This window comes from Bifidobacterium sp. wkB344 (genome assembly GCF_003688305.1).
Classification (GTDB): Bacteria; Actinomycetota; Actinomycetes; order Actinomycetales; family Bifidobacteriaceae; genus Bombiscardovia; species Bombiscardovia mizhiensis.
The window spans coordinates 269,319-289,468 of record NZ_NPOQ01000013.1 but is presented as its reverse complement, the minus strand read 5'-3'; the positions used below and the strand labels follow the sequence as shown (position 1 = coordinate 289,468).

Below are 20,150 nucleotides of genomic sequence, written 5' to 3'. Positions count from 1 at the left end.
ACTACCGGCAGTACGAATTCCGCTTCAACCAAGCCATCCGATACCGGCAATAATGCCACGCACACGGTGCGCTTCGACCCGAATAACGGAAACAAGCCAACACAGTCAACCGTGAAAACCGGCACTCTCGTCATCCCTCCAGAACACAACCCTGTACGTGAAAACTTCCAGTTCGAGGGATGGACCCTTGACGATCAGCCCTATGACTTCCAGACGCCCATCCTGCAAGACATGACCCTGACTGCAAAATGGGCCAAAACCACGGACTGGACGCTAAGCCCGAACCATGGGCCCGCCACCGGCGCCCAGCTGACCGTCAGCCCGCCCGACAAGCAGGAGCCCTACTACACGAGCATCCACGCTGCGGGAGACCAAATTGCGGACCTGACCGGTGACGGCCGCATCTACACTTGGACGCAAGACAGCACACCCATGCAGGTCCCCTTCCCCGCCCAGGCTCCCGACGGGTTCCACTACCTGCAAGTCACAACCAGCAGCCAATCGCAGGCCGCATTAGGATCCGACCAGCACATCTACACATGGACCAACCAACAGGCCACGCCCACCATCCTCGACACCAGCCAGAACACCAGGTTCACCAGCATCAACCTGAACGATAACCGACTCCTAGCCGTGGACCAGCAAGGACAGGTCCACACCTTCCAAGCCGGACAAACCGACAGTAACGATCTCAACGCAAAGCCAGTCGAGCAGGCCACGACCAGCCTACCCAGTCAGACCCAGGCCGTCCTCGCCATCGCCTCCTCCGGCCAGATCCTCGCCCAAGACACGGACGGAAGAATCTGGACATGGGAAGCGACCAACACTAGCAGCATCAAGCCCGAACGCATTAATCAGGATCCGAGCATGCGCATCACCCAAGCCACAGCACTCAGTTCAGGATTCCTCCTCCTAGACGCGGACGGACAGGTTCAATACCTGGCCGACAGTGCAACCAAACCTACAGCTGTCAGCCTGCCCGATGGCCAGAAAGCCAGCAGGATCACTACCAACAAGAACCAAGCAATGATCACAAGCAAAGACGGCCACGTCTGGGCTTGGCAGCCCGGCAAGGCACCCGTGCGCGCAGACAACGGGAACCACTACTACACACAGGCCATCAGCATAGGCAGTAAAATCACCACCTTGGACAGGCAAGGCAGCATGTCCATGTGGAGCCTAGACGCTCAAGACAAACCAATCAGACTAAACACCACGCAGACACCGATCCTGGAAACAGCCAGCATGGACAGCCAGCCAATGAGACTGAGTAAAGAAGACGGATCCTGGCAGATAAAGCTTCCAACCCACAACCCCGGGACAGCCACCATCACCATCACAGGCAGGCAGGACGGCCAGGCCTTCACTAGGAACCTGAAGTACACCGTCGACCAGACACTGCTAAGGGATGCCAAACAGGATTCCATCCCTACAGTCACTTTCAATACAGCCGGAGGAGGCCAAGCACCCAAACCACAGCAGATCAGTTACCCATACGGTAGAGCGAAGCGACCCTCACCCGACCCAATGCGTAAAAGCTACCAGTTTGACGGATGGTTCATCGGCGATGTCGCCTACGATTTCAGCAAGCCCGTCACCGAAGACCTCGCTCTCACCGCACACTGGACGCCCAACACACAGAACAACACGTGGAGGATCAACCCCGACAGGGGCAGCCAGCTTGGCAACGAAACCACTACCATCACCCCGCCAGACACCAGCCAAGGAATCAGATTCAGCCAAGTCAGCGGGTCAAAAAGCTACGGCTATACTTCCTATGGTTTTTCCTTGGCCGTCGGCAGTGACGGGAACGCCTACGCATGGGGAAACAACAGCGACGGCCAGCTCGGCAACGGGACGAGAACCAGCCAGACTACGCCGGTCAGGGTGAAGACGCCTGACCGCAACACGTATCCGGACCTTCCAGAGGATTTCACCTATGTGCAGGTCAGCGCCGGAGGCGAGTATTCCCTGGCATTGGGCAGCGACGGATACATATACGCTTGGGGAAACAACAAGTACGGCCAGCTCGGCAACAACACTAGGACGAATTCGCCTGTTCCTGTACGCGTGCGCGACCCCAACAGCCCCACCGATACGAACAAAGGACTGAAAGTCACACAGGTCAGCGGCGGAGGCGAGCATGCGCTAGCCGTAGGCAGCGACGGATACGCCTACGCCTGGGGACGCAGTAACTCTGGTCAGCTCGGCAACAACGGCACAAGGAATTCGCCTGTTCCTGTACGCGTGCGCGACCCCAACAGCCCCACCGATACGAACAAAGGACTGAAAGTCACACAGGTCAGCGGCGGAGGCGAGCATGCGCTAGCCGTAGGCAGCGACGGATACGCCTACGCCTGGGGACGCAGTAACTCTGGTCAGCTCGGCAACAACGGCACAAGGAATTCGCCTGTTCCTGTACGCGTGCGCGACCCCAACAGCCCCACCGATACGAACAAAGGACTGAAAGTCACACAGGTCAGCGGCGGAGGCGAGCATGCGCTAGCCGTAGGCAGCGACGGATACGCCTACGCCTGGGGACGCAGTAACTCTGGTCAGCTCGGCAACAACGGCACAAGGAATTCGCCTGTTCCTGTACGCGTGCGCGACCCCAACAGCCCCACCGATACGAACAAAGGACTGAAAGTCACACAGGTCAGCGGCGGAGGCGAGCATGCGCTAGCCGTAGGCAGCGACGGATACGCCTACGCCTGGGGACGCAGTAACTCTGGTCAGCTCGGCAACAACGGCACAAGGAATTCGCCTGTTCCTGTACGCGTGCGCGACCCCAACAGCCCCACCGATACGAACAAAGGACTGAAAGTCACACAGGTCAGCGGCGGAGGCGAGCATGCGCTAGCCGTAGGCAGCGACGGATACGCCTACGCCTGGGGACGCAGTAACTCTGGTCAGCTCGGCAACAACGGCACAAGGAATTCGCCTGTTCCTGTACGCGTGCGCGACCCCAACAGCCCCACCGATACGAACAAAGGACTGAAAGTCACACAGGTCAGCGGCGGAGGCGAGCATGCGCTAGCCGTAGGCAGCGACGGATACGCCTACGCCTGGGGACGCAGTAACTCTGGTCAGCTCGGCAACAACGGCACAAGGAATTCGCCTGTTCCTGTACGCGTGCGCGACCCCAACAGCCCCACCGATACGAACAAAGGACTGAAAGTCACACAGGTCAGCGGCGGAGGCGAGCATGCGCTAGCCGTAGGCAGCGACGGATACGCCTACGCCTGGGGACGCAGTAACTCTGGTCAGCTCGGCAACAACGGCACAAGGAATTCGCCTGTTCCTGTACGCGTGCGCGACCCCAACAGCCCCACCGATACGAACAAAGGACTGAAAGTCACACAGGTCAGCGGCGGAGGCGAGCATTCACTGGCCTTAGGCAGCGACGGATACGCCTACGCCTGGGGAGCCAATACTTTTGGCTGGCTCGGCAACAACAGCTACATGGACTCGGCCTTTCCTGTACGCGTGCGCGACCCCAGCAGCCCAAATGATACGAGCAAAGGACTGAAAGCCGTGCAGGTCAGCGCCGGAGACGACCATTCGTTAGCCGTGGGCACAGACGGATACGCCTACGCCTGGGGATACAACGGCTCTGGCCAACTCGGCATCAATATCATCGATAGCTTCAGCAATTCGCCATTTCCTGTGCACGTGCGCGACCCAGCCAGACCCACAGACGCAAGCGAAGGGCTGAAAGCCACACAGGTCAGCGGCGGATTCAATCATTCGCTGGCCCTGGGCAGCGACGGATACGCCTACGCCTGGGGAGACAACAGCAATGGCCAGCTCGGCAAGAACACCACAAGCAATGCGCCTGTACCTGTGCGCGTGCGCGACCCAGACAACCCCTCCGACGAGAGCAAAGGACTGAAAACCACACAGGTCAGCGGCGGAGGCGATCATTCGCTGGCCGTGGGCAGCGACGGGAACGCCTGGGCGTGGGGATCTAACAGCAATGGCCAGCTCGGCAACAACAGCATCCCCACAGGAGGCAGAAGTCTTGTTCCTGTGCCGGTGTCGTTCAACCTGCAGCTGGTGATCACCGGCGTCAGATTCGACCAGACCCCCGTATCAGGCCTGACCCGTGGCGACGGCAATAGCGTGACCGTGTTCACGCCCGCGCACCAGCCGGGTATGGTCACCGTCAGCGTGGACTACACGCTGGGCGGCGCACCCCAAACGCCGGACACCTCCCTCAGGTACACGTACCTGCCCGCAGGCGTGCTCCCAAGGGCCGGTGGTGAGGGCATTCTGCTCGCCCTGGCCACCGGCATGACCGGCATGGGCGGGGTCCTCGCCTCACGCCGCCACCGGAGGGAACAACACCAACTGTCACATGCTTCGCACGAGTAAGAGCGGCCGGGCGGCGAATCAATCCCCCCGCCCCCGGCCCACCTAGGGGGAGCAGGGAGGAACGTGCTAATCAAGGCTCAAACCCCAAGAGAGCCGACACTTCCCTCCCGCGCCCCCACCACACATATCAGTCGACCGCCCAAGCGCAACAGAGGAGGCAACTCCTCTTGCCGCACTCGGACGGTCGACTGCAACTGTTCTACTGCTGGTCGGCAGTCGTGGCGTAGATGGTCTTCTTGCAGGCCAAATACACGACCAGACCCAGCAGGGACACGGCAGCTCCGATCAGCAACAGGTTGCTGTAGTTGGCAGCCGGGCCGGTGGCGCCCATGATGCTGAAGCCCTCCAGGCTGGGCTTGCCCATCAGGCCGCCGATGATGGCGATGCCGATGGAGCCGGTCACGTTCATGACCAGGTCGTTCATGCCCACGCCGCGGCCCGACTGGTCCTGGGGCAGGGTGTCAAGCACGGTGGAGACGATGGGCGAATACATCAGGCCGACGCCGGCATAGTAGACGCAGGCAGTCAGCGTTAGGGCCAGCAGGCCGGAGTTGACCACCAGAGCCGTTCCCGCGAAGCCCAGGATCATCAGGCAGGCGGCGATGATGATGGCGGTCTTGCGGCCGATCCTGTCCACGATGGCGCCCGAGGTGGTGCCCAGCACAGCGGCCACCAGGAAGGCCCAGACCACATGCAGGGAGACCGTGGTGGTCGACACCTTGTAGACGTCACGCCCGATGGCGTTGAAGATGGGCGACATGCAGTAGTTCATGAAGTAGAAGATCAGGATCAGCCCGATGCCCATCAGCCAGCGCTTGTTGCGGAAGAAGTCCGGGGTGATGAAGGGGCTCTTGGCCCGGCTGATGTATACGGCGAAGATCAGGTAGCAGACAGCGGAGGCCGCCAGCAGCCACCAGGCCGTGTAAGAGAAGAAGAGGGTCAGCAGGGCCGTGGCCAGTCCGAAGATGACGAAGCCCAGCCAGTCCACCTTCTCGCCGTTGCCGCCGCCGGTGGGCAGGCTCTTGAGCAGGATGGGCAGGAAGATGATGGTGACCGCGGGAATCAGGAAGAGGTACTGCCAGGCTATGGAGCTGAGCAGACCGGCGGCGAAGATGCCAATGGCTGCAGACACCTGGTAGCCGGCCGTGAAGATGCCGAAGAAGATCACCTTCAGGGAGGGCTTGAGGTACTTGGTGGCCACGACCAGGTAGGCCGAGCCAGCCACCTGCTCGCCGGCGGTCTGCAGCAGCCGGGCCGCGATCACATTCCAGATGTTGGGGGCCATGATCGTGTTGGCCACGTATCCGTACACGGACCCTATGAACAGTATGCACAGGCCGAAGGTGACCAGCTTGCGCAGGGATACGAAGTCACCCAGGGACCCGTAGATGAAGCAGACGATGCCCAGGACGATGCTGGGCAGGGCCGTGATCAGCGAGGCCTGATCGGGAGCGCCGGCGTCCTTGCCGACCTGCTGGAAGACCAGGTTGAAGCCCTGCAGGCACAGGGTGCCCAGGACGAAGGTGATCAGCAGCAGGATCAGCGATCGTACTGCTGTCGAATCCTCGGTGGATTGCTTTTCGGACATGATGTCTTCAATACTCTTTCTCTTGCGTGAACTTGCCGGGGATGACGGACCTTAGTCAGCCTGGGAGGCCAGCTTGGTGATGCGGGTCATGAACTCGTCCAGGAAGCGGGGCACGTCCACGCCGACGGCCACGCGCATGGTCTTGTTCGGGTCGTTGAGCCGCTGCTCGTCGCCGATGGTGCGCCCGCGAGTGGCGCCTTCGGTCTCCACCTTCATGTTCATGGGCAGGGTGGTGACCAGGGTCGGATCCACGGCCACGCCCACGGCCAGCGGATCGTGCAGGCCGCAACCGCCCAGGTGGGGCGAGGTGGTCTCGTAGGCCTTGATGTAGAAGTCGGTCATGTCAGCCAGGAAGTTGCCTGCCGCGGTGCCCAGCTGCCGCCAGCGGGCGGTCTCCTTGTAGGTCAGCAGGGTCTGCAGGGTCACGTCCAGGCCGACCATGGTCACGGGCGCGCCGGAGCGGAAGAGCACGTCGGCCGCGTCCGGATCCTGGGAGATGTTGGCCTCCTGCCAGGCGTCCACATTGCCCGGCACGGTCAGGGCCCCGCCCATGAGCACGATGGAGCCGATGCGCTGGGCGATGTCAGGCTCCTTGGCCAGGGCGGCGGCGATGTTGGTCATGGGGCCGGTGGGCACGTAGACCAGATCCTTGCCATAGGTGTTGACCGCATCGATGATGAAGTCCACGGCCGACTGCGTCTCCGCCTTGCGGTCCGAGTCGGGGATGGCCACGTCGCCGATGCCGTTCTCTCCGTGGATGAAGGCGGAGACAGGCAGCACCTGGAAAGAGTCCGCCTTGGATGCGTGGGGCAGGCCCGGGTAGACCTTGACCTCGGGGTGGCCCAGCAGGTCGGTGATGGCCAGATCGTTGCGGATGCCCTGCTCCAGCAGCACGTTGCCATAGGTTCCGGTTATGCCGATCAGCTCAACTTCGGGGCTGCCCAGGGCATAGGAGATAGCCAGAGTGTCGTCGACACCAGTGTCCAGATCCAGAATCAGCTTGCGCATACAATGTTTCCTTTCATTGCCATGGCTGTATGGAACCATGGCCGTATGCATCCACGATGTCCTTGTGGTGAATGCTTGTTTATCATATGCGAAATTGAGCAGTTTCGCTGCCCATGACATGCGCAAGTCGTGGACAATATCCTCAAATGTTCATGTAGCCGGCGACCAGGGCCCGGATGACGAATCCAGACAGCGAATCCAACAGCTGGTTTTCTTCCGGCCGATTGCCCTGTCCACAATGGCGAGCCGGATCGACGGACCGGTCCCCCAGGTGCCTATGATGACTCTGATTCAGCCCGGATGAACAGGCGAAAGGGGAACCCATGACCGCGATTCAAGGACGGCGGCGCAACCTGCAACTGATGACCGCCCTGGGCGTGCTGGCCGGCGGCCTCTACGGCTATACATTGACCGTCATCTCCGGAGCGCTGGTCAATATGAACCTGGGCTCCGGCTCGGGCGGACACCTGACGGCCGGAGAACAGGGCATGGTCACCTCAGCCCTGCTGATAGGCGCCGCACTGGGATCCTACCTGGCAGGCAAGTTCAACGACCGTTTCGGCCCCAAGCACATTATCCTGACCGGCGCCCTGCTGGCCATCCCCGGAGCCCTGCTGAGCGCCCTGGCCCCCAGCCTGGCCCTGCTGGGACTGGGAAGACTGATCATCGGAGCCGGCATCGGCATGACCTCCACCATCGTGCCCATTTACCTGGCCGACATGGTCGGCACGGCGGAACGCGGACGGGTGGTTTCGGTCAACTCGGTCATGATCGTGGTCTGGCAGCTGCTGGCGGTCAGCGTCAACGCCATCCTGGACCGGATGGGTGCCGACTGGCGGACCATGCTCTGGGCCCTAGTGCCTCCGGCCATCCTGCTGGCCCTGCTGGCCTGCTTCCTGCATGACAGCCCGGCCCACCTGATCCGCCGAGGCGAGCCGGACCAGGCAGCAGCCTTCCTTCAGTCCACCCGCGACCAGGCAGAGGCCCGGGTGACCATGCAGAAGCTGTCGCAGCCGGCGAGCGCGAAGACCCCCAGCTTCAAGACCCCCTGGCTGCGGCGGGTGCTGATCGTGGGCATCGGCGTGGCCATGATCAACCAGCTGACCGGACTGAACATCGTCAACTACTACGCGCCGACCATCTTCACTGATACCCTGGGCTTCGACCCCTCACTATCAATGATCGCCACCGTGCCCGTCATCCTGGTCTCCGCCGTAGCGGCCACCATCGGAGGGCTGGGACTGATCGACCGCTTCGACCGCCGCGTCATTCTGGCTGTAGGACTTGCAGGCACTATCGTCTTCCTGGCCGCTATCGGGGTCTGCTACCGATTCGTCGGAGCCCCGAGCAGCGGGTCACGGACGGCCGCCTGGATCATGATCGGCATGATGATGATCTATGTGGTCTTCGTCCAGGGGCTGGTGGCCCCGGTCACCTGGCTGCTCCTGTCCGAGATCTTCCCCCAGCAGATCAAGAGCCGCGGCATGGGCTACGCCAACGTGGCCATGAACCTGACCAACTTCGGGCTCTCCCTGGTCTTCCCCACCCTCCTGGCCCGGCTGGGCGGCACCGGCACCTACCTGCTCTTCGCCCTGATCAATGTATGCGCCCTGGTGTTCGCCTGGATCATGGTGCCCGAGACCCGAGGCAAGAGCCTGGCCCAGATCGAGCAGGAGGCCCGGGACCAGGCATGAAATCGGGCATAAAAAGAGGGCGGAACCGGACAACGGCCCGCCCTTATGAAATCTGATACCTCAGATTCTGATGCCTCAGATGTTGAAGACCTTCTTGGCCAGCTTGGCGATGGTGTCGCCGCCCAGCTGTGCGACGTCATTCTTGCACTGGTTGATCCTGCCGAAGAGCTGGTCCGCGTCGTTGTACGACAGCGGCTGGCCGATCTCCTTGGACAGATCAACCAGCTGGTCGATGGTCTCCAGGTTGCCTAGCTTCTCTACCAAGGTCTTCTCGTCCATGAATCACTCCTCTGTAAGCGGCGGTGCAGACACCGGGGGCCTTGCGCCATCGATGCCCACCTTTCTCCTCCCATCATAGCCAGCGACCGGATGAACCGGGCGCGCACAGAGGCTCAAATCAGGTCGTAGGAGAAATCGTGGATCTGGTCCAGGGCCTGCCGGCTCTCCTCCAGCCAGGTCATGGCCACCGGATAGACGTGCCCCAGGGTCTGCAGACGGTTGGGCCGCAGGTCATGCAACTCGAAGTCGCGGCCCTTCCTGCACAGAATCTCGGCCATCTTGAGTGCATCGCCCTGCAGGAAGTCGTCGGCGCTGGTGTTCATGAATACCGGCGGCAGGTGGACCATATCAACCATGGTCGTCAGGTCGGCCACCCGGTCGCCCCCAGCCTGCACGAAGCTCCTGAAGAAGGATGGTGCGACCCTTGTCAGGTCATCGGTGGGCGAACCAGTCGGATGGAAGTCTTCCAGATCCACCGATAAGTAAGGGGTCAGATCGAGCAGGCCTGAGACGAAAGCAGCACCCCGAGGCTGCAGACCAGCAGGCTTCAGACCCAGCCTTTGCGCAAATTGATCATCAGACTCCACGGCCAGCGTATAGAGTGCCAGGGTGCCTCCGGCCGAGTCTCCCGTCAGAAAGATCCGATCAGGCGAAACCGGATACGCCTCCAAGTGATTCTTGATCCAGGTGAGAGCAGTCAGCACGTCGCTCAACTGGCCCATGAAGTCCGTGCTGGGGATCAGCCGGTAGTTGACCGAGAAGACCGCAAAGCCACGCTGGGCCAGGTGGGTGCAGAAGTTTCGGTTGAGCTCCTTGTAGCCATACATGAATCCGCCGCCGTGGATATCGATATAGACCGGCGTTACCCTGCCGTTGCGCAGCAGGGCATCATGAGGAAGGTAAAGGTCCAGCTTGTGGGCGCGCAGACCGTCGTCCACATAGGCGATGTCGTTGAGGCAGTCCACCCTCTCGGGCACCTGCCAGTGACGGGAACGGGGAGCATCCATGCGCCCAAAGGTCAGCCGAGAGCTCAGAACGGTCTTGGCTATATCGGCACTGCAGCCCTCCAGGTCCCCGTCAACCTCGGTCCAGCCCTCCAGGAGTTCACGTTCCTCGTCGGTTACGGTCATCTCTGCATCGTTGCTCATCATTCAGCCTTCATATCTTCCAGCTCTACGCCGTTGGTCTCTGGCAGAACCTTCAGAACAAACAGCAGGCTCAACGCCGCAAAGACGGTGTACAGCAAATATACGTTGCCAGTGCCGATCACATCCCGCAGCCATGGGAAGGAGGTGGACACCAAAAAATTCCCGATCCAGTTGAAGGCTGTTGCTACAGCCACGCCCATGGCACGGATATTGTTGGGGAAGATCTCACCAATGACCACCCACATAGCCGGCCCCCAGGTGCCACAGAATGTGAAGTAGAAGAGGTAGACCGCTACCAGAGTAAGCGGCGCCCACACACCCTTCAAGGACAGGCCCGCGGCAGTGACCTGGGCATGGTAGAAACCGAAAGTAGCGATAAGGAGGAAAATGGCCATACCGGCGGAACCGAAGGCCAGAAGCTTTCTCCGGCCGATCCTGTCAATCAGGGCCATGGAAACGATCATGGGGATGAACGCGACAAACGCACGGATAACCGAGATGTTCAATGCCTGCTGCTCAGAAAAACCAAGGGATCGCCAAAGGCTGGAATCATAGTAAAGAATGATGTTGACCCCGTTGAATTGCTGGAACAACGCCACAGCAATGGCTATCCAGACCACCTTTTTCAGGCCGAAGGTGCGTCCGCGCAGGTCGGACAGGCGGGGGGTGGTCTCGCTGCCGACCGAGAGCCTTATCTGAGCCACCTTTGCCTGCGGATCCCGAGTGCCGTTGAGTTGCCTGAGCAGGTCGGCAGCCTCCTGATCGCGTCCTTTCATGACCAGGTACCGGGGCGATTCGGGCAACTTGAAGCAGACAACCAGCATGATCAGAGCAGGGACCAGCATCATCAGCAGCATCCACCGCCAGGTGGGCACTGAAAACCACAGAGCCTGGTCAGCTCCGCCCGAACTCTTGGCCAGCACATTGTTGACTATGACGGAAGCAAACATGCCGATGCCCACCGCGAACTGCTGGAAGCTGGTCAGGAATCCACGCATTTTGGTGGGAGAAACCTCAGCGATATAGGCTGGGCCGACCACCGAAGCAAAGCCCACACCAATGCCGCCGATGATTCGGAAGAGCAGGAAACTCCATATCTCCGGAGCGAAGGCCGACCCTATTGAACTGACCACGAAGAGCAAAGCAGCCGAAAGCATGATCTTTACTCGACCAAATCGGTCAGCCAATTTGCCGGCGAACCAGGCACCGATTACGCAGCCCAAGAGGGCAGCCGATACGGACATACCGCTCATGAAGCTGTTCAGGCCGAAACCTGCTTTTGTGCCGGCGATGGAATCCACGGCCCCGTTGATCACTGCGGTGTCGTAGCCGAACAGCAATCCCCCTGTTGCCCCTGCCAGACAGACCAGAATGATGCGGCGTCGCACAGACGGATCAAGCACTTCCGTCACATCACCAGATAATGATGATTGATTGTTATTTTGTGACACGGTCACTCCTTTGTAGCATGACACATCGTTATAACTACGATATGCATGTCCACGGGTTAGAGAATGGCAATCGGTGACCCGAATGTGACATTTTGTGACCTATCTGCCTGTCAAAAATGAAATAATGTACAGACTGCTTTCCACGGAAAGGAGATGTACTATGCCGCAGCGTCCACAAAGCTCCCATCAGTACAACACGGTGATCAGCCCTGACTTCTTGGAAGAGGACATTTATCCAGAGGGCTATCCGGGACTGGTCATCGTTCATCACGACAACGACGAATTGGTCAGTGCCCATTGGCATCAGGGTCTGGAAGCAATCCATATCATCCGTGGGGGCGGCACCTTCCAGGTCGAAGACCAGCACTACATGCTCAGCGACAACGACAGTTTGCTGATCAGCCCCTATCAGATGCATCAGGGTCGCACGGTGGACCATAGCCAAGGTATGGTCAAAATCATCTCAGTCACCTTTAACAATGAAGTCGTCGGCCGGATTTACCCCTTTGCCGATAGATTTCTTTTCTCGCTCTCCGCTCCCAATGCCAACGTGGAAGACCGAAAGAATCTGGACCATCTGATGATCAGGATCGGCAGCCTGTATGAGCAGCAGGACACGGCTTCGGCCTTTCTGCTGAATGCCACACTTTTTCAGTTGCTGCACCTGCTGTACACCAGGTTCACCATCGGTGTGCGACCGCCGGAATCAATCAGGTCAGGGCGCAATGTCACCAGACAGATCCTTGGCTATCTAGCCAACCACCACGCGGAGAATCTGACGGAACGGACCGTGGCAGCCTACTTCGGCTACAGCAGAGAACACTTCAGCCGCCTATTCCGAAAGACCACTGGCACCACCTTCAAGTCCTATCTGACCAAATTGAGACTGGCCGAGGCACGCACCAACATGGATCGATCCAATGGCCCCATATCGGGCATAGCCGCCGATGCCGGGTTCCCCAGTCTGACCAGTTTCACGCGAGCCTTCACTCGTGAGTACGGGATTACGCCCCGGCAATATCGAAGGGAGCATCTCCAGATCGATCAAACAGCGTTACCGACGAACGGCGACAATCTACGGGACCAGCAACAATCCTCATAAAATGTTTGCTCGATGGGCAATGGGCCAAACTCCGGCAAACGGACACTCTTGCCCTTGATCGCGCTCCTGCCGGTAGAATAACGGAAACAGCGACAGAAAGGCCAAGGATGACAATCGCAAGCTACGAAGGCGTGTCCGCGCTCTCCCTGGGCCTGCCGCCCACCACCGCCATTCCGGCAGCCAAAGGGGAACTGCCCATAAGAGCTTTTACCACGCGACCTCCCGTCTCTTCACGGCTGCGTCAGCACTTCTCCACCAGCGTCGACAGGATCGTCATGCTGGCCCTGCTGCGGCCCGGTACCGTCCCTGTAACGGATGGCGCGCACTGCCATGAGGTGCTGGTCATGGCCATCGGGTTGAAGACCTCTGATGTGCCGGAGGATGTGCTGGAACATATCGCTACCATGCGCTCCTCAGGCATGGTCTTCATCACCATTCACCAAGGTGAAGAGGGTCTCGTCTGCACGCCGGCCGTCCGCCGGGCCCTGCCCACCAAGGCCGGTCATGAGACCAGGCACACGCTCCACCTGGGCAGACCCCGCCCTGCCGATGAGACCAATCTGACCCTGGCCGGCGACGATATGGACCAGCTCTGGGACAGCCTGTGCGCCCAGGTGACCCTGGACCAGACTGACGGTACGGATCTGGACAGACGCCTCGCCGTTCGCGAGCGCATCGAACTGCTCAAGGCCCAGGAAGCGAAGCTATCAGGAGACCACGGCCGGGCCAAAACCACCCAGGACCGCAACACAGCCTTCGCCAAGCTCCAGAAGGTCCGTGCCGAGCTGAAGCAGCTTTCCGCCGATGACCAGGTGGCGGAGGATTAGGACACAGAGTCTATCGTCCCGCCAGGCTGGTCAGCAGTCTCAGGACGGTCGCTCAACTCTGCACTTTCGTCGGGAATATCCTTGTAAGCTAAGTATTTGCGAAGTTCGAAGGCTGCGGCCAGAATGGGATAATCGCTCAGGTGACGGGGATTGTAGCCTGTCTCTCTCGCCAGAGCATCCAGCCGGTTCTGCATGGTGTTCTTGTGGATGAAAAGCTCCTGGGCGGCGTGGGTGATGCTACCGTTGTGCCGGGTGTAGGCGCTGAAGACCCTGTCGAACTGCTCAATGCGATCCGGCTCCAGGCCTGCAAAGACCTGCTCCACAAAGGCCAGGCACTGCTCAGTGGGCATTGAGGTGATCAGCAGCCCCGCGCCCATCTGCTCGTACCTATACCGCTGGTCATTGTCAGTGAATCCGGCCCATCGCGCTGCGATGCATGCCTGCCGGTAGCTGCGCCAGTACTGGTCCGGATCCGCCTGGATCGTCCCCGCACCCAACACCACCTGGGAGCCGACTGCACCAGCAAGAGCCTGCCGTAAAGCGGCCACGAAATCATCAAGCTCGGCCTGCCCCATCTGCGGCGCATAGATGCGAAAGTCCCTGGGACTTACAGCGAAGAGGGGAACCCCGAAGGACAGACACGTCTTGCAGAGTTTTTCGTAGAGCCGATCCTGATTGAGCCTTTCCAACCGGACTCCTGGAGCCCTGCCGACCAGAGCCAGCCGTGGACCTGACAAGTCCAGATCAAGGGCCAGGGCCAAGGCGTTCATCAATTCATTGTCCTTGTGCTCCAAGGTCAGCAGGTTGACCAGGTTACTGGTCATGATCCGCCTGTTGAATCGAGCAATCTGCTCCATGTTGGCGCAGAGCATGAGCCCGGTCATGCGCTCGATGATCCCGCCCAGAGCCCTCACCCTGTTCACGGGGCCGGTGATCCCGATGACCGCCACCACTGCGTCATTGAGCACTACCGGCACATTGACCCCGTCCTGGGCTCCCTTATAAGGATGCCGACGATCCACGGCAACGGTTTGACCGTCAACGGCCGCCTGGCGGGCCGCGCCATGGAAGCTGCCTATGCGCGAGGCATCAGTGCTGGCCACCATGGTTCCCTCAGTGTCGAAGAAATTGATATTGTACTCGATTACATCCTTGAGGTTGTCGACGATTGTCTGCGCCGTCGCAGGATCTATGGTCATGGCTCGCCTCCTGACAAATATGGTACATGAACCATTTTTTCGCACACCATCCTTCGCTTTTCAAGTATGGGTGACCTGGCAAAAAGAGCTTGACAGAGCCACACTGATAGTGAGAAAAGCTAAAGGATCGTTGCTGGTCTGGCATCTATGACGATGCCAAGCATGGTCCTTGGCACAAGATACGGATCAAAGGAACCGACATGGACATTACCTTGTCATGGTGGGCCGCCCTGCTGGGTCTGGCCCTGGCCATCATCCTCATTCTCAGGAAACTCAACACCACCTATGCGCTCATGCTGGGGGCCATCGTAGGCTGCCTGATCGGGGGCGCCTCCCTGGGCCAGACCGCCAACATCGTGGTGGCTGGCTCTCAAAGCGTCATGGGCACGGTTATCCGGGTTCTGGCTGCTGGCGTGCTGGCAGGAGTCATGATGGAGTCCGGCGCCGCCAACCGTATAGCCCGAGCCATCGTGGACGGCCTGGGCGAGCGCATGGCCATCCTTTCGCTGGCCCTGGCAACCATGATCATCTGCGCCGTCGGAGTCTTCATCCCCGTGGCCGTCTTGATTGTGGCACCCATCGCCATCGAGGTTGGCAGCCGGCTCAAGATCTCCAAACTGGCTCTGCTGATCGCCCTGTCTGGCGGCGGCAAGGCCGGCAACATCATCTCGCCCAACCCCAACACCATCGCGGTAGCCTCGGGATTCCACGTACAGCCCTCGGCTGTCATGATCGGCAGCTTCATCCCAGCCTTATGCGGACTGGCCATGGCCGTTCTGCTGGCCACCATCATGCAACATCGCGGGCGGATCGTCACCATGGACGACCTTGGCGAGGATGCAGCTAAAGCCTCCAAGGACAAGGATCTGCCTTCCTTGGGTCGCTCCCTGGTGGCCCCAATCACCGCTGTAGTCCTGCTCCTGCTCAACCCCGTGGGTTCCATTCTGCACATCGGCCTGCTGGAGCGGTTCCAGGTGGATGCCATGTACATCCTGCCCCTGGCATCCATCCTGGGTCTGCTGGCCATGGGACAAGGCGGCAAAATCCTCACATACACCAGTGCCGGCCTGCAGCGCATGGTGGACGTGGTCCTCATCCTGATCGGAGCCGGAGCCCTGGGCGGGCTGATCACCAGCTCCGACCTGCCCAAGCAGATCGTCAACCTCATCCACGCCATGGGCGTACCCGGTTCCATGCTGGCCCCCATCGCCGGCATCCTCATGGCTGCCGCCACCGCTTCCACCTCCACGGGCGTCATCCTGGGCAGCAGCTCCTTCGGCAAGTCCATCCTGGCTTTCGGCACCTCGGGGGTGGCTGCTGCTGTCACCATGCAGGCAGGCGCCACGGTCATCGACCAGCTGCCCCACGGCAACTACTTCCATGTCACCGCCAAGTCCATCAACATGACCCTGGGCGAGCGGATGAAGGTGGTCCCCTTCGAGTTCCTGGTGGGCCTGACCATGACCCTGGTGGCCATGCTGGTCTATCTGGTCTTCTGAAACGACGGGTCAGGAAAGGTCACAACCATGAAAATCATCATTGCACCCGACTCCTTCAAGGGCAGCCTGACCGCCAAGGAGGCTGCAGAAGCCATCGAACGCGGATTGCGACGCAGCCCCCTCAAGGCCGAAACAGTCCTGGTGCCCATGGCCGACGGCGGCGAGGGCACGGTCCAGTCCCTAGTCGATGCCACAGGAGGCCATATGATCCAGGCCCAGGTCACCGGACCTCTAGGCCAGAGCGTCATGGCCAGCTACGGCATTCTCGGCGACGGACGGACCGCCGCCATCGAGATGGCTGCGGCCAGCGGCATCCAGTTCGTCAACGAACAGACCCGCGACCCGCTGGTCACCACCACCTACGGCACGGGCGAGCTGATCGGCAAGGCCTTGGACCAGGGCGCACAGGAGATCATCGTCGGCCTTGGAGGCTCGGCCACCAACGACGGCGGCGCCGGTATGGCTCAGGCTCTGGGAGCCCGGCTCCTGGACGCTGACGGACATGAGCTGACCCAGGGAGGAGCAGCACTGGCCCGGCTGGACCGGATTGACATCTCCGGACTGGATCCCCGTTTGGCCCGCACCCGCATTCGTCTGGCCTCGGACGTAACCAACCCCCTGACCGGCCCCGAAGGTGCCTCGGCCGTCTTCGGACCACAAAAGGGGGCGGACCCATCCATGGTGGCTACCCTGGATGCGGCCCTGGCCCACTATGCAGCCGTCATTCGCAAAGATCTGCACCGGGATGTGGAGACCAGACCGGGCGCAGGAGCCGCCGGAGGTCTGGGCGCAGGCTTCCTTGCCTTCACTCCGGCCGTCATGGCTTCGGGCGTCAATATTGTGGTGGAGACCACCCACCTCAAAGAGCTGGCCCGCGACGCCGACCTATGCTTCACCGGCGAGGGCGGCATCGACTTCCAGACCGGTTTCGGCAAGACCCCCATGGGCACAGCCAAGGCCGTCAAGGAGTCCTCCCCCGGCTGCAAGGTCATTGCCCTGGCAGGCAACGTGGGCTCCGGGACCGAAGAGCTCTACAAGGTGGGCATCGATGCCATCTTCAGCATCAGCCCCGGGGCTGTCAGCCTTGAGGATGCCATAGCCAAGGCCGCCGACAACCTCGCCGCAGTGGCCGAGAACATCGGCAGGCTCCTGTCCTGATCCGTCTCTTGGATGAGCAGAAAATTACTGGGGGCTCCGGATGCCTTGCGCACCCGGAGCCCCCTGTAATCTGCTCGACATAACCTTCAGCAGTCATGCCGAACAGTTGGAAGTGATCAGTCGAATTCGGTGATAACCGAACGAATGACCTCGCCGTTGACCAGCTGCTTGTAGGCCTCGTCGATCTGGCTCAGCTTGATGTGCTGGCTGACGATGTCGTGCATGTTCAGCCGTCCGTCCACAGCGAAGTCGGCATACATGGGGATGTCGTGCTTGATGTTGGTGGAGCCCATCCACACGCCCTTGAAGCCGCGCTGGTGAACCAGCAGGTCGGCCGGGTTGATCTCCAGCGAGACCGTGGCATCCGGCTTGGTCAGGCCGATCGGGTAGGCGGTGCCGCCCACGCCCAGCATGTCCCAGGCCTGCTTCATGGTGACGGGCAGACCGATGGCCTCGAAGGCCTGATCCACGCCTCCGTCAGTGAGCTCGCGCACCTTGGCCACGGGATCCTCGTTCTTGGAGTTGATCACGTCGGTGGCGCCGAACTTGCGGGCGAACTCCAGCTTGTTGTCCAGCAGGTCGATGGCGATGATCCGCTTGGCGCCGCAAATCCGGGCTCCCGAAATGATGTTCAGGCCGATGCCGCCGGTACCGATCACAGCCACGGTGTCGCCAGGGCGCACATGGGCGGTGTTGATGGCCGCTCCTGCTCCGGTGATGGTGGCGCAGCCGATGCAGGCGGCCTCATCCCACTTGACCTGGTTGTTGACCACGGCCAGCTGGTTTTCGTGAATCAGGGCCTTCTCGGCGAAACCGCCGGTGCCGAAGGCCTGAGTGATGGGTCGACCGTCAGGGAAGGACAGGCGGGGCTTCTCGCCCGCGCCGCGCCCGCACTCCTGCTGCTGAGTGCAGGACTGGGGCTGGCCCTTCAGGCAGTTGGCGCAGTGTCCGCAGACCTGCTCCAGGGAGGCCACCACGTGGTCGCCCACCTTGATGCCGGACACCTCGGGGCCCACGGCCTCGACGATGCCCGAGATCTCATGGCCGATCACGGCCGGGAAGGGGAAGAATTTGTCGTCATCTTCGACCAGATGCAGATCCGAATGGCACAGACCCGAGGCCTGCACATCCACCAGGACCTCCGCGCCAATAGGGTCGTCAATGATGATCTCCTCGGGCTGGGCAAAGCCCTTGCCGATGCCATAGGCAATCGACGCCTTGATCTTCTGAGGCATAAACCATCTCCTAATCACCATGCCGCCACCGGCCTCATGCCAGGCAGGGCAAAAAACAATGTTGAACACTGCGCTGTGGCCACGGTCATCCTCAATGTATGCACCGTTGCCGCAGACCACCTTCATGCTAGCAGGAAAGAGGGGTCAATAAGCATTTAGACTGGCCCGGGAAGAGGCCTCCGGCGTTTCCTCGACGAGGGCTCCAAGCATCCATAGAATGGGCTTCATGTGTGGACGATTCGCGGCTGACCTGGACTACTCCAGTCTGGCCCAAGACTATGGTGCCCGGCAGGCTCCGGGACTGCCCAAGCCCTCCTGGAACATCAGCCCCGGGTCGGTCATCGCCCTGGTGGCCCAGGACCGACATGGGCAGCGGCACCTGCATACGGCCCGCTGGAACCTGGTCCCCTCCTGGTCGGACACCGATCAGATGTCTTATCCCACCCACAATGCCCGGGTGGAGAGCGCCCTGAGCAAGCGGACCTACGCGGACTCGGCCAAAAGTCAGAGGGCCATCATTCCGGCCAGTGGCTACTACGAGTGGACACCAGACCACCAGCCCTACTACTTCCAGACTCCCGACGGCCACACCCTGAGCATCGCAGGCCTCTACTCCTGGTGGCGTGCCAGACCTGGCCAGCCCTGGCTGCTGACGGCCACCATCCTGACGACACAAGCCACGCCAGATGCCGCCCGGGTACACGATCGGATGCCCCTGCTGATCACTGAGGAAAATCTGGATTCCTGGCTGGATCCGAGCATAGAAGGCAAGGAGATCCTGCCCAAGGCCGTGGAGCCTGGCCGCCATGCCTCTGAGACACTGACCATGCACCCGGTGGCACCCCTGAAGGGTGACGGACCGGAACTGACTGAGGATATAGCCCTGGATCAGAGGGTCAAGAAAATTTAAAGGATTCGCAGAATTCAGAGGGTGAAGCCCAGCTCCCGCGCCGCCTCGGTGGGTACCGGGTCGTAGGCCCAGTACTCGCTCAGGTTATCGTCGGAGGACAGGCTGCGGATCTCGGCCTTGTCAATGTAAACCTCGCCTGACAGATGGTCGGTCTCATGCTGGAAGATGCGGGCAGGCCAGCCGTGCATGTGTTGGCGGTGCTTGCGCCCGGAACGATCCTCCCAGCTGGCAGTGATGTCCAACCAGCGCCGCCGGACCGCTTGGAATCCTTCCAGTGACAGACATCCCTCGTAGAAGGAAGCGGTCTCCTGCCCGATAGGTTCATAGGAGGGGTTGATGATGACCCTGAAGGGCAGCTCGTCGATCTGACGCGGATCATCCTCGTCGTCGCGGACATGGTCCTCGATGACCGCGATGGCCAGACCTAGGCCCACCTGAGGTGCTGCCAGCCCCACGCCTGGCGCCTCAAGCATGGTGGCGCGCATGGCCTTAAGCAGCCTGTTCAGAGTCTTGGCTGCCAGCTGACCCTGGTAGGGCTGGGCCTGCTGGCGCAGGACGGGCTCACCCATCTGCACAATAGGCAAGAGCTCTTCTTTGCCAGCCTCGGCCAGCATTGATTCCACCCGGTGGTTGAGATCGGCGTCGAAGGCCGCCTTTCTGCCGAACATGGATGATTCC

15 protein-coding genes are annotated in these 20,150 nt (G+C 60.8%); 7 read left to right on the top strand and 8 right to left on the bottom strand.

Annotated features, from left to right (window positions below; all coding sequences use genetic code 11):
* The first annotated feature begins 66 nt into the window (after positions 1-66).
* Positions 67-4,374 (top strand): InlB B-repeat-containing protein, encoded by a 4,308-nt coding sequence (locus tag CI601_RS04585; protein ID WP_121914478.1) that lies wholly within the window; start codon positions 67-69, stop codon positions 4,372-4,374.
* A 199-nt stretch (positions 4,375-4,573) separates the two neighbouring features.
* Here the strand turns inward: CI601_RS04585 and CI601_RS04580 are convergent, their stop codons facing one another.
* Positions 4,574-5,962 (bottom strand): MFS transporter, encoded by a 1,389-nt coding sequence (locus tag CI601_RS04580; protein WP_121914477.1) that lies wholly within the window; start codon positions 5,960-5,962, stop codon positions 4,574-4,576.
* Positions 5,963-6,013: 51 nt separating this feature from the next.
* A complete protein-coding gene (locus CI601_RS04575; protein WP_121914476.1) occupies positions 6,014-6,970 on the bottom strand; it encodes a nucleoside hydrolase in 957 nt (318 codons plus the stop codon).
* Between the two features lie 323 nt (positions 6,971-7,293).
* On the opposite strand from CI601_RS04575, the gene CI601_RS04565 reads away from it, so the two are divergent.
* A complete protein-coding gene (locus CI601_RS04565; RefSeq protein ID WP_121914474.1) occupies positions 7,294-8,664 on the top strand; it encodes a sugar porter family MFS transporter in 1,371 nt (456 codons plus the stop codon).
* 75 nt (positions 8,665-8,739) lie between these two features.
* Here the strand turns inward: CI601_RS04565 and CI601_RS04560 are convergent, their stop codons facing one another.
* The 3 genes from CI601_RS04560 to CI601_RS04550 all read right to left on the bottom strand — a co-directional run bounded on the left by CI601_RS04560 (position 8,740) and on the right by CI601_RS04550 (position 11,503).
* A complete protein-coding gene (locus tag CI601_RS04560) occupies positions 8,740-8,943 on the bottom strand; it encodes a hypothetical protein (protein WP_121914473.1) in 204 nt (67 codons plus the stop codon).
* A 113-nt stretch (positions 8,944-9,056) separates the two neighbouring features.
* Positions 9,057-10,091 carry an alpha/beta hydrolase gene (locus CI601_RS04555; RefSeq protein ID WP_259465316.1) on the bottom strand — a complete coding sequence of 345 codons (1,035 nt, stop codon included), beginning with the start codon at positions 10,089-10,091 and terminating at the stop codon, positions 9,057-9,059.
* Entirely contained in the window at positions 10,091-11,503 is a 1,413-nt protein-coding gene (locus tag CI601_RS04550; RefSeq protein ID WP_121914471.1) for a sugar porter family MFS transporter, read from the bottom strand. Before CI601_RS04550 ends, CI601_RS04555 begins: the two co-directional genes overlap by 1 nt.
* A 199-nt stretch (positions 11,504-11,702) precedes the next feature.
* Here CI601_RS04550 and CI601_RS04545 point away from each other — a divergent pair, with 199 nt between their 5' ends.
* Both CI601_RS04545 and CI601_RS04540 read left to right on the top strand, forming a co-directional pair.
* Positions 11,703-12,644, top strand: a complete 942-nt coding sequence (locus tag CI601_RS04545) for an AraC family transcriptional regulator (RefSeq protein ID WP_183129752.1) — start codon at positions 11,703-11,705, stop codon at positions 12,642-12,644.
* Positions 12,645-12,751: 107 nt separating this feature from the next.
* Positions 12,752-13,471, top strand: a complete 720-nt coding sequence (locus CI601_RS04540) for a DUF4391 domain-containing protein (protein WP_121914469.1) — start codon at positions 12,752-12,754, stop codon at positions 13,469-13,471.
* Here CI601_RS04540 and CI601_RS04535 read toward each other — a convergent pair.
* Positions 13,468-14,670 (bottom strand): sugar diacid recognition domain-containing protein, encoded by a 1,203-nt coding sequence (locus CI601_RS04535; protein WP_121914468.1) that lies wholly within the window; start codon positions 14,668-14,670, stop codon positions 13,468-13,470. The two genes, CI601_RS04540 and CI601_RS04535, sit on opposite strands and share 4 nt — an antisense overlap.
* 200 nt (positions 14,671-14,870) lie before the next feature.
* On the opposite strand from CI601_RS04535, the gene CI601_RS04530 reads away from it, so the two are divergent.
* On the top strand, positions 14,871-16,169 hold the full coding sequence (locus CI601_RS04530; protein WP_121914467.1) for a GntP family permease: 1,299 nt from the start codon (positions 14,871-14,873) through the stop codon (positions 16,167-16,169).
* A gap of 27 nt (positions 16,170-16,196) precedes the next feature.
* Complete coding sequence (locus CI601_RS04525) at positions 16,197-17,327, top strand: glycerate kinase (protein ID WP_121914466.1); 1,131 nt, start codon at positions 16,197-16,199, stop codon at positions 17,325-17,327.
* Positions 17,328-17,443: 116 nt separating this feature from the next.
* On the opposite strand, the gene CI601_RS04520 is transcribed toward CI601_RS04525, so the two are convergent.
* Complete coding sequence (locus CI601_RS04520) at positions 17,444-18,562, bottom strand: zinc-binding dehydrogenase (protein ID WP_121914496.1); 1,119 nt, start codon at positions 18,560-18,562, stop codon at positions 17,444-17,446.
* 226 nt (positions 18,563-18,788) lie between these two features.
* On the opposite strand from CI601_RS04520, the gene CI601_RS04515 reads away from it, so the two are divergent.
* Complete coding sequence (locus CI601_RS04515) at positions 18,789-19,472, top strand: SOS response-associated peptidase (RefSeq protein WP_121914495.1); 684 nt, start codon at positions 18,789-18,791, stop codon at positions 19,470-19,472.
* A gap of 14 nt (positions 19,473-19,486) precedes the next feature.
* Here the strand turns inward: CI601_RS04515 and CI601_RS04510 are convergent, their stop codons facing one another.
* Positions 19,487-20,140, bottom strand: a complete 654-nt coding sequence (locus CI601_RS04510; RefSeq protein ID WP_121914465.1) for a peptide deformylase — start codon at positions 20,138-20,140, stop codon at positions 19,487-19,489.
* Positions 20,141-20,150 lie beyond the last annotated feature (10 nt).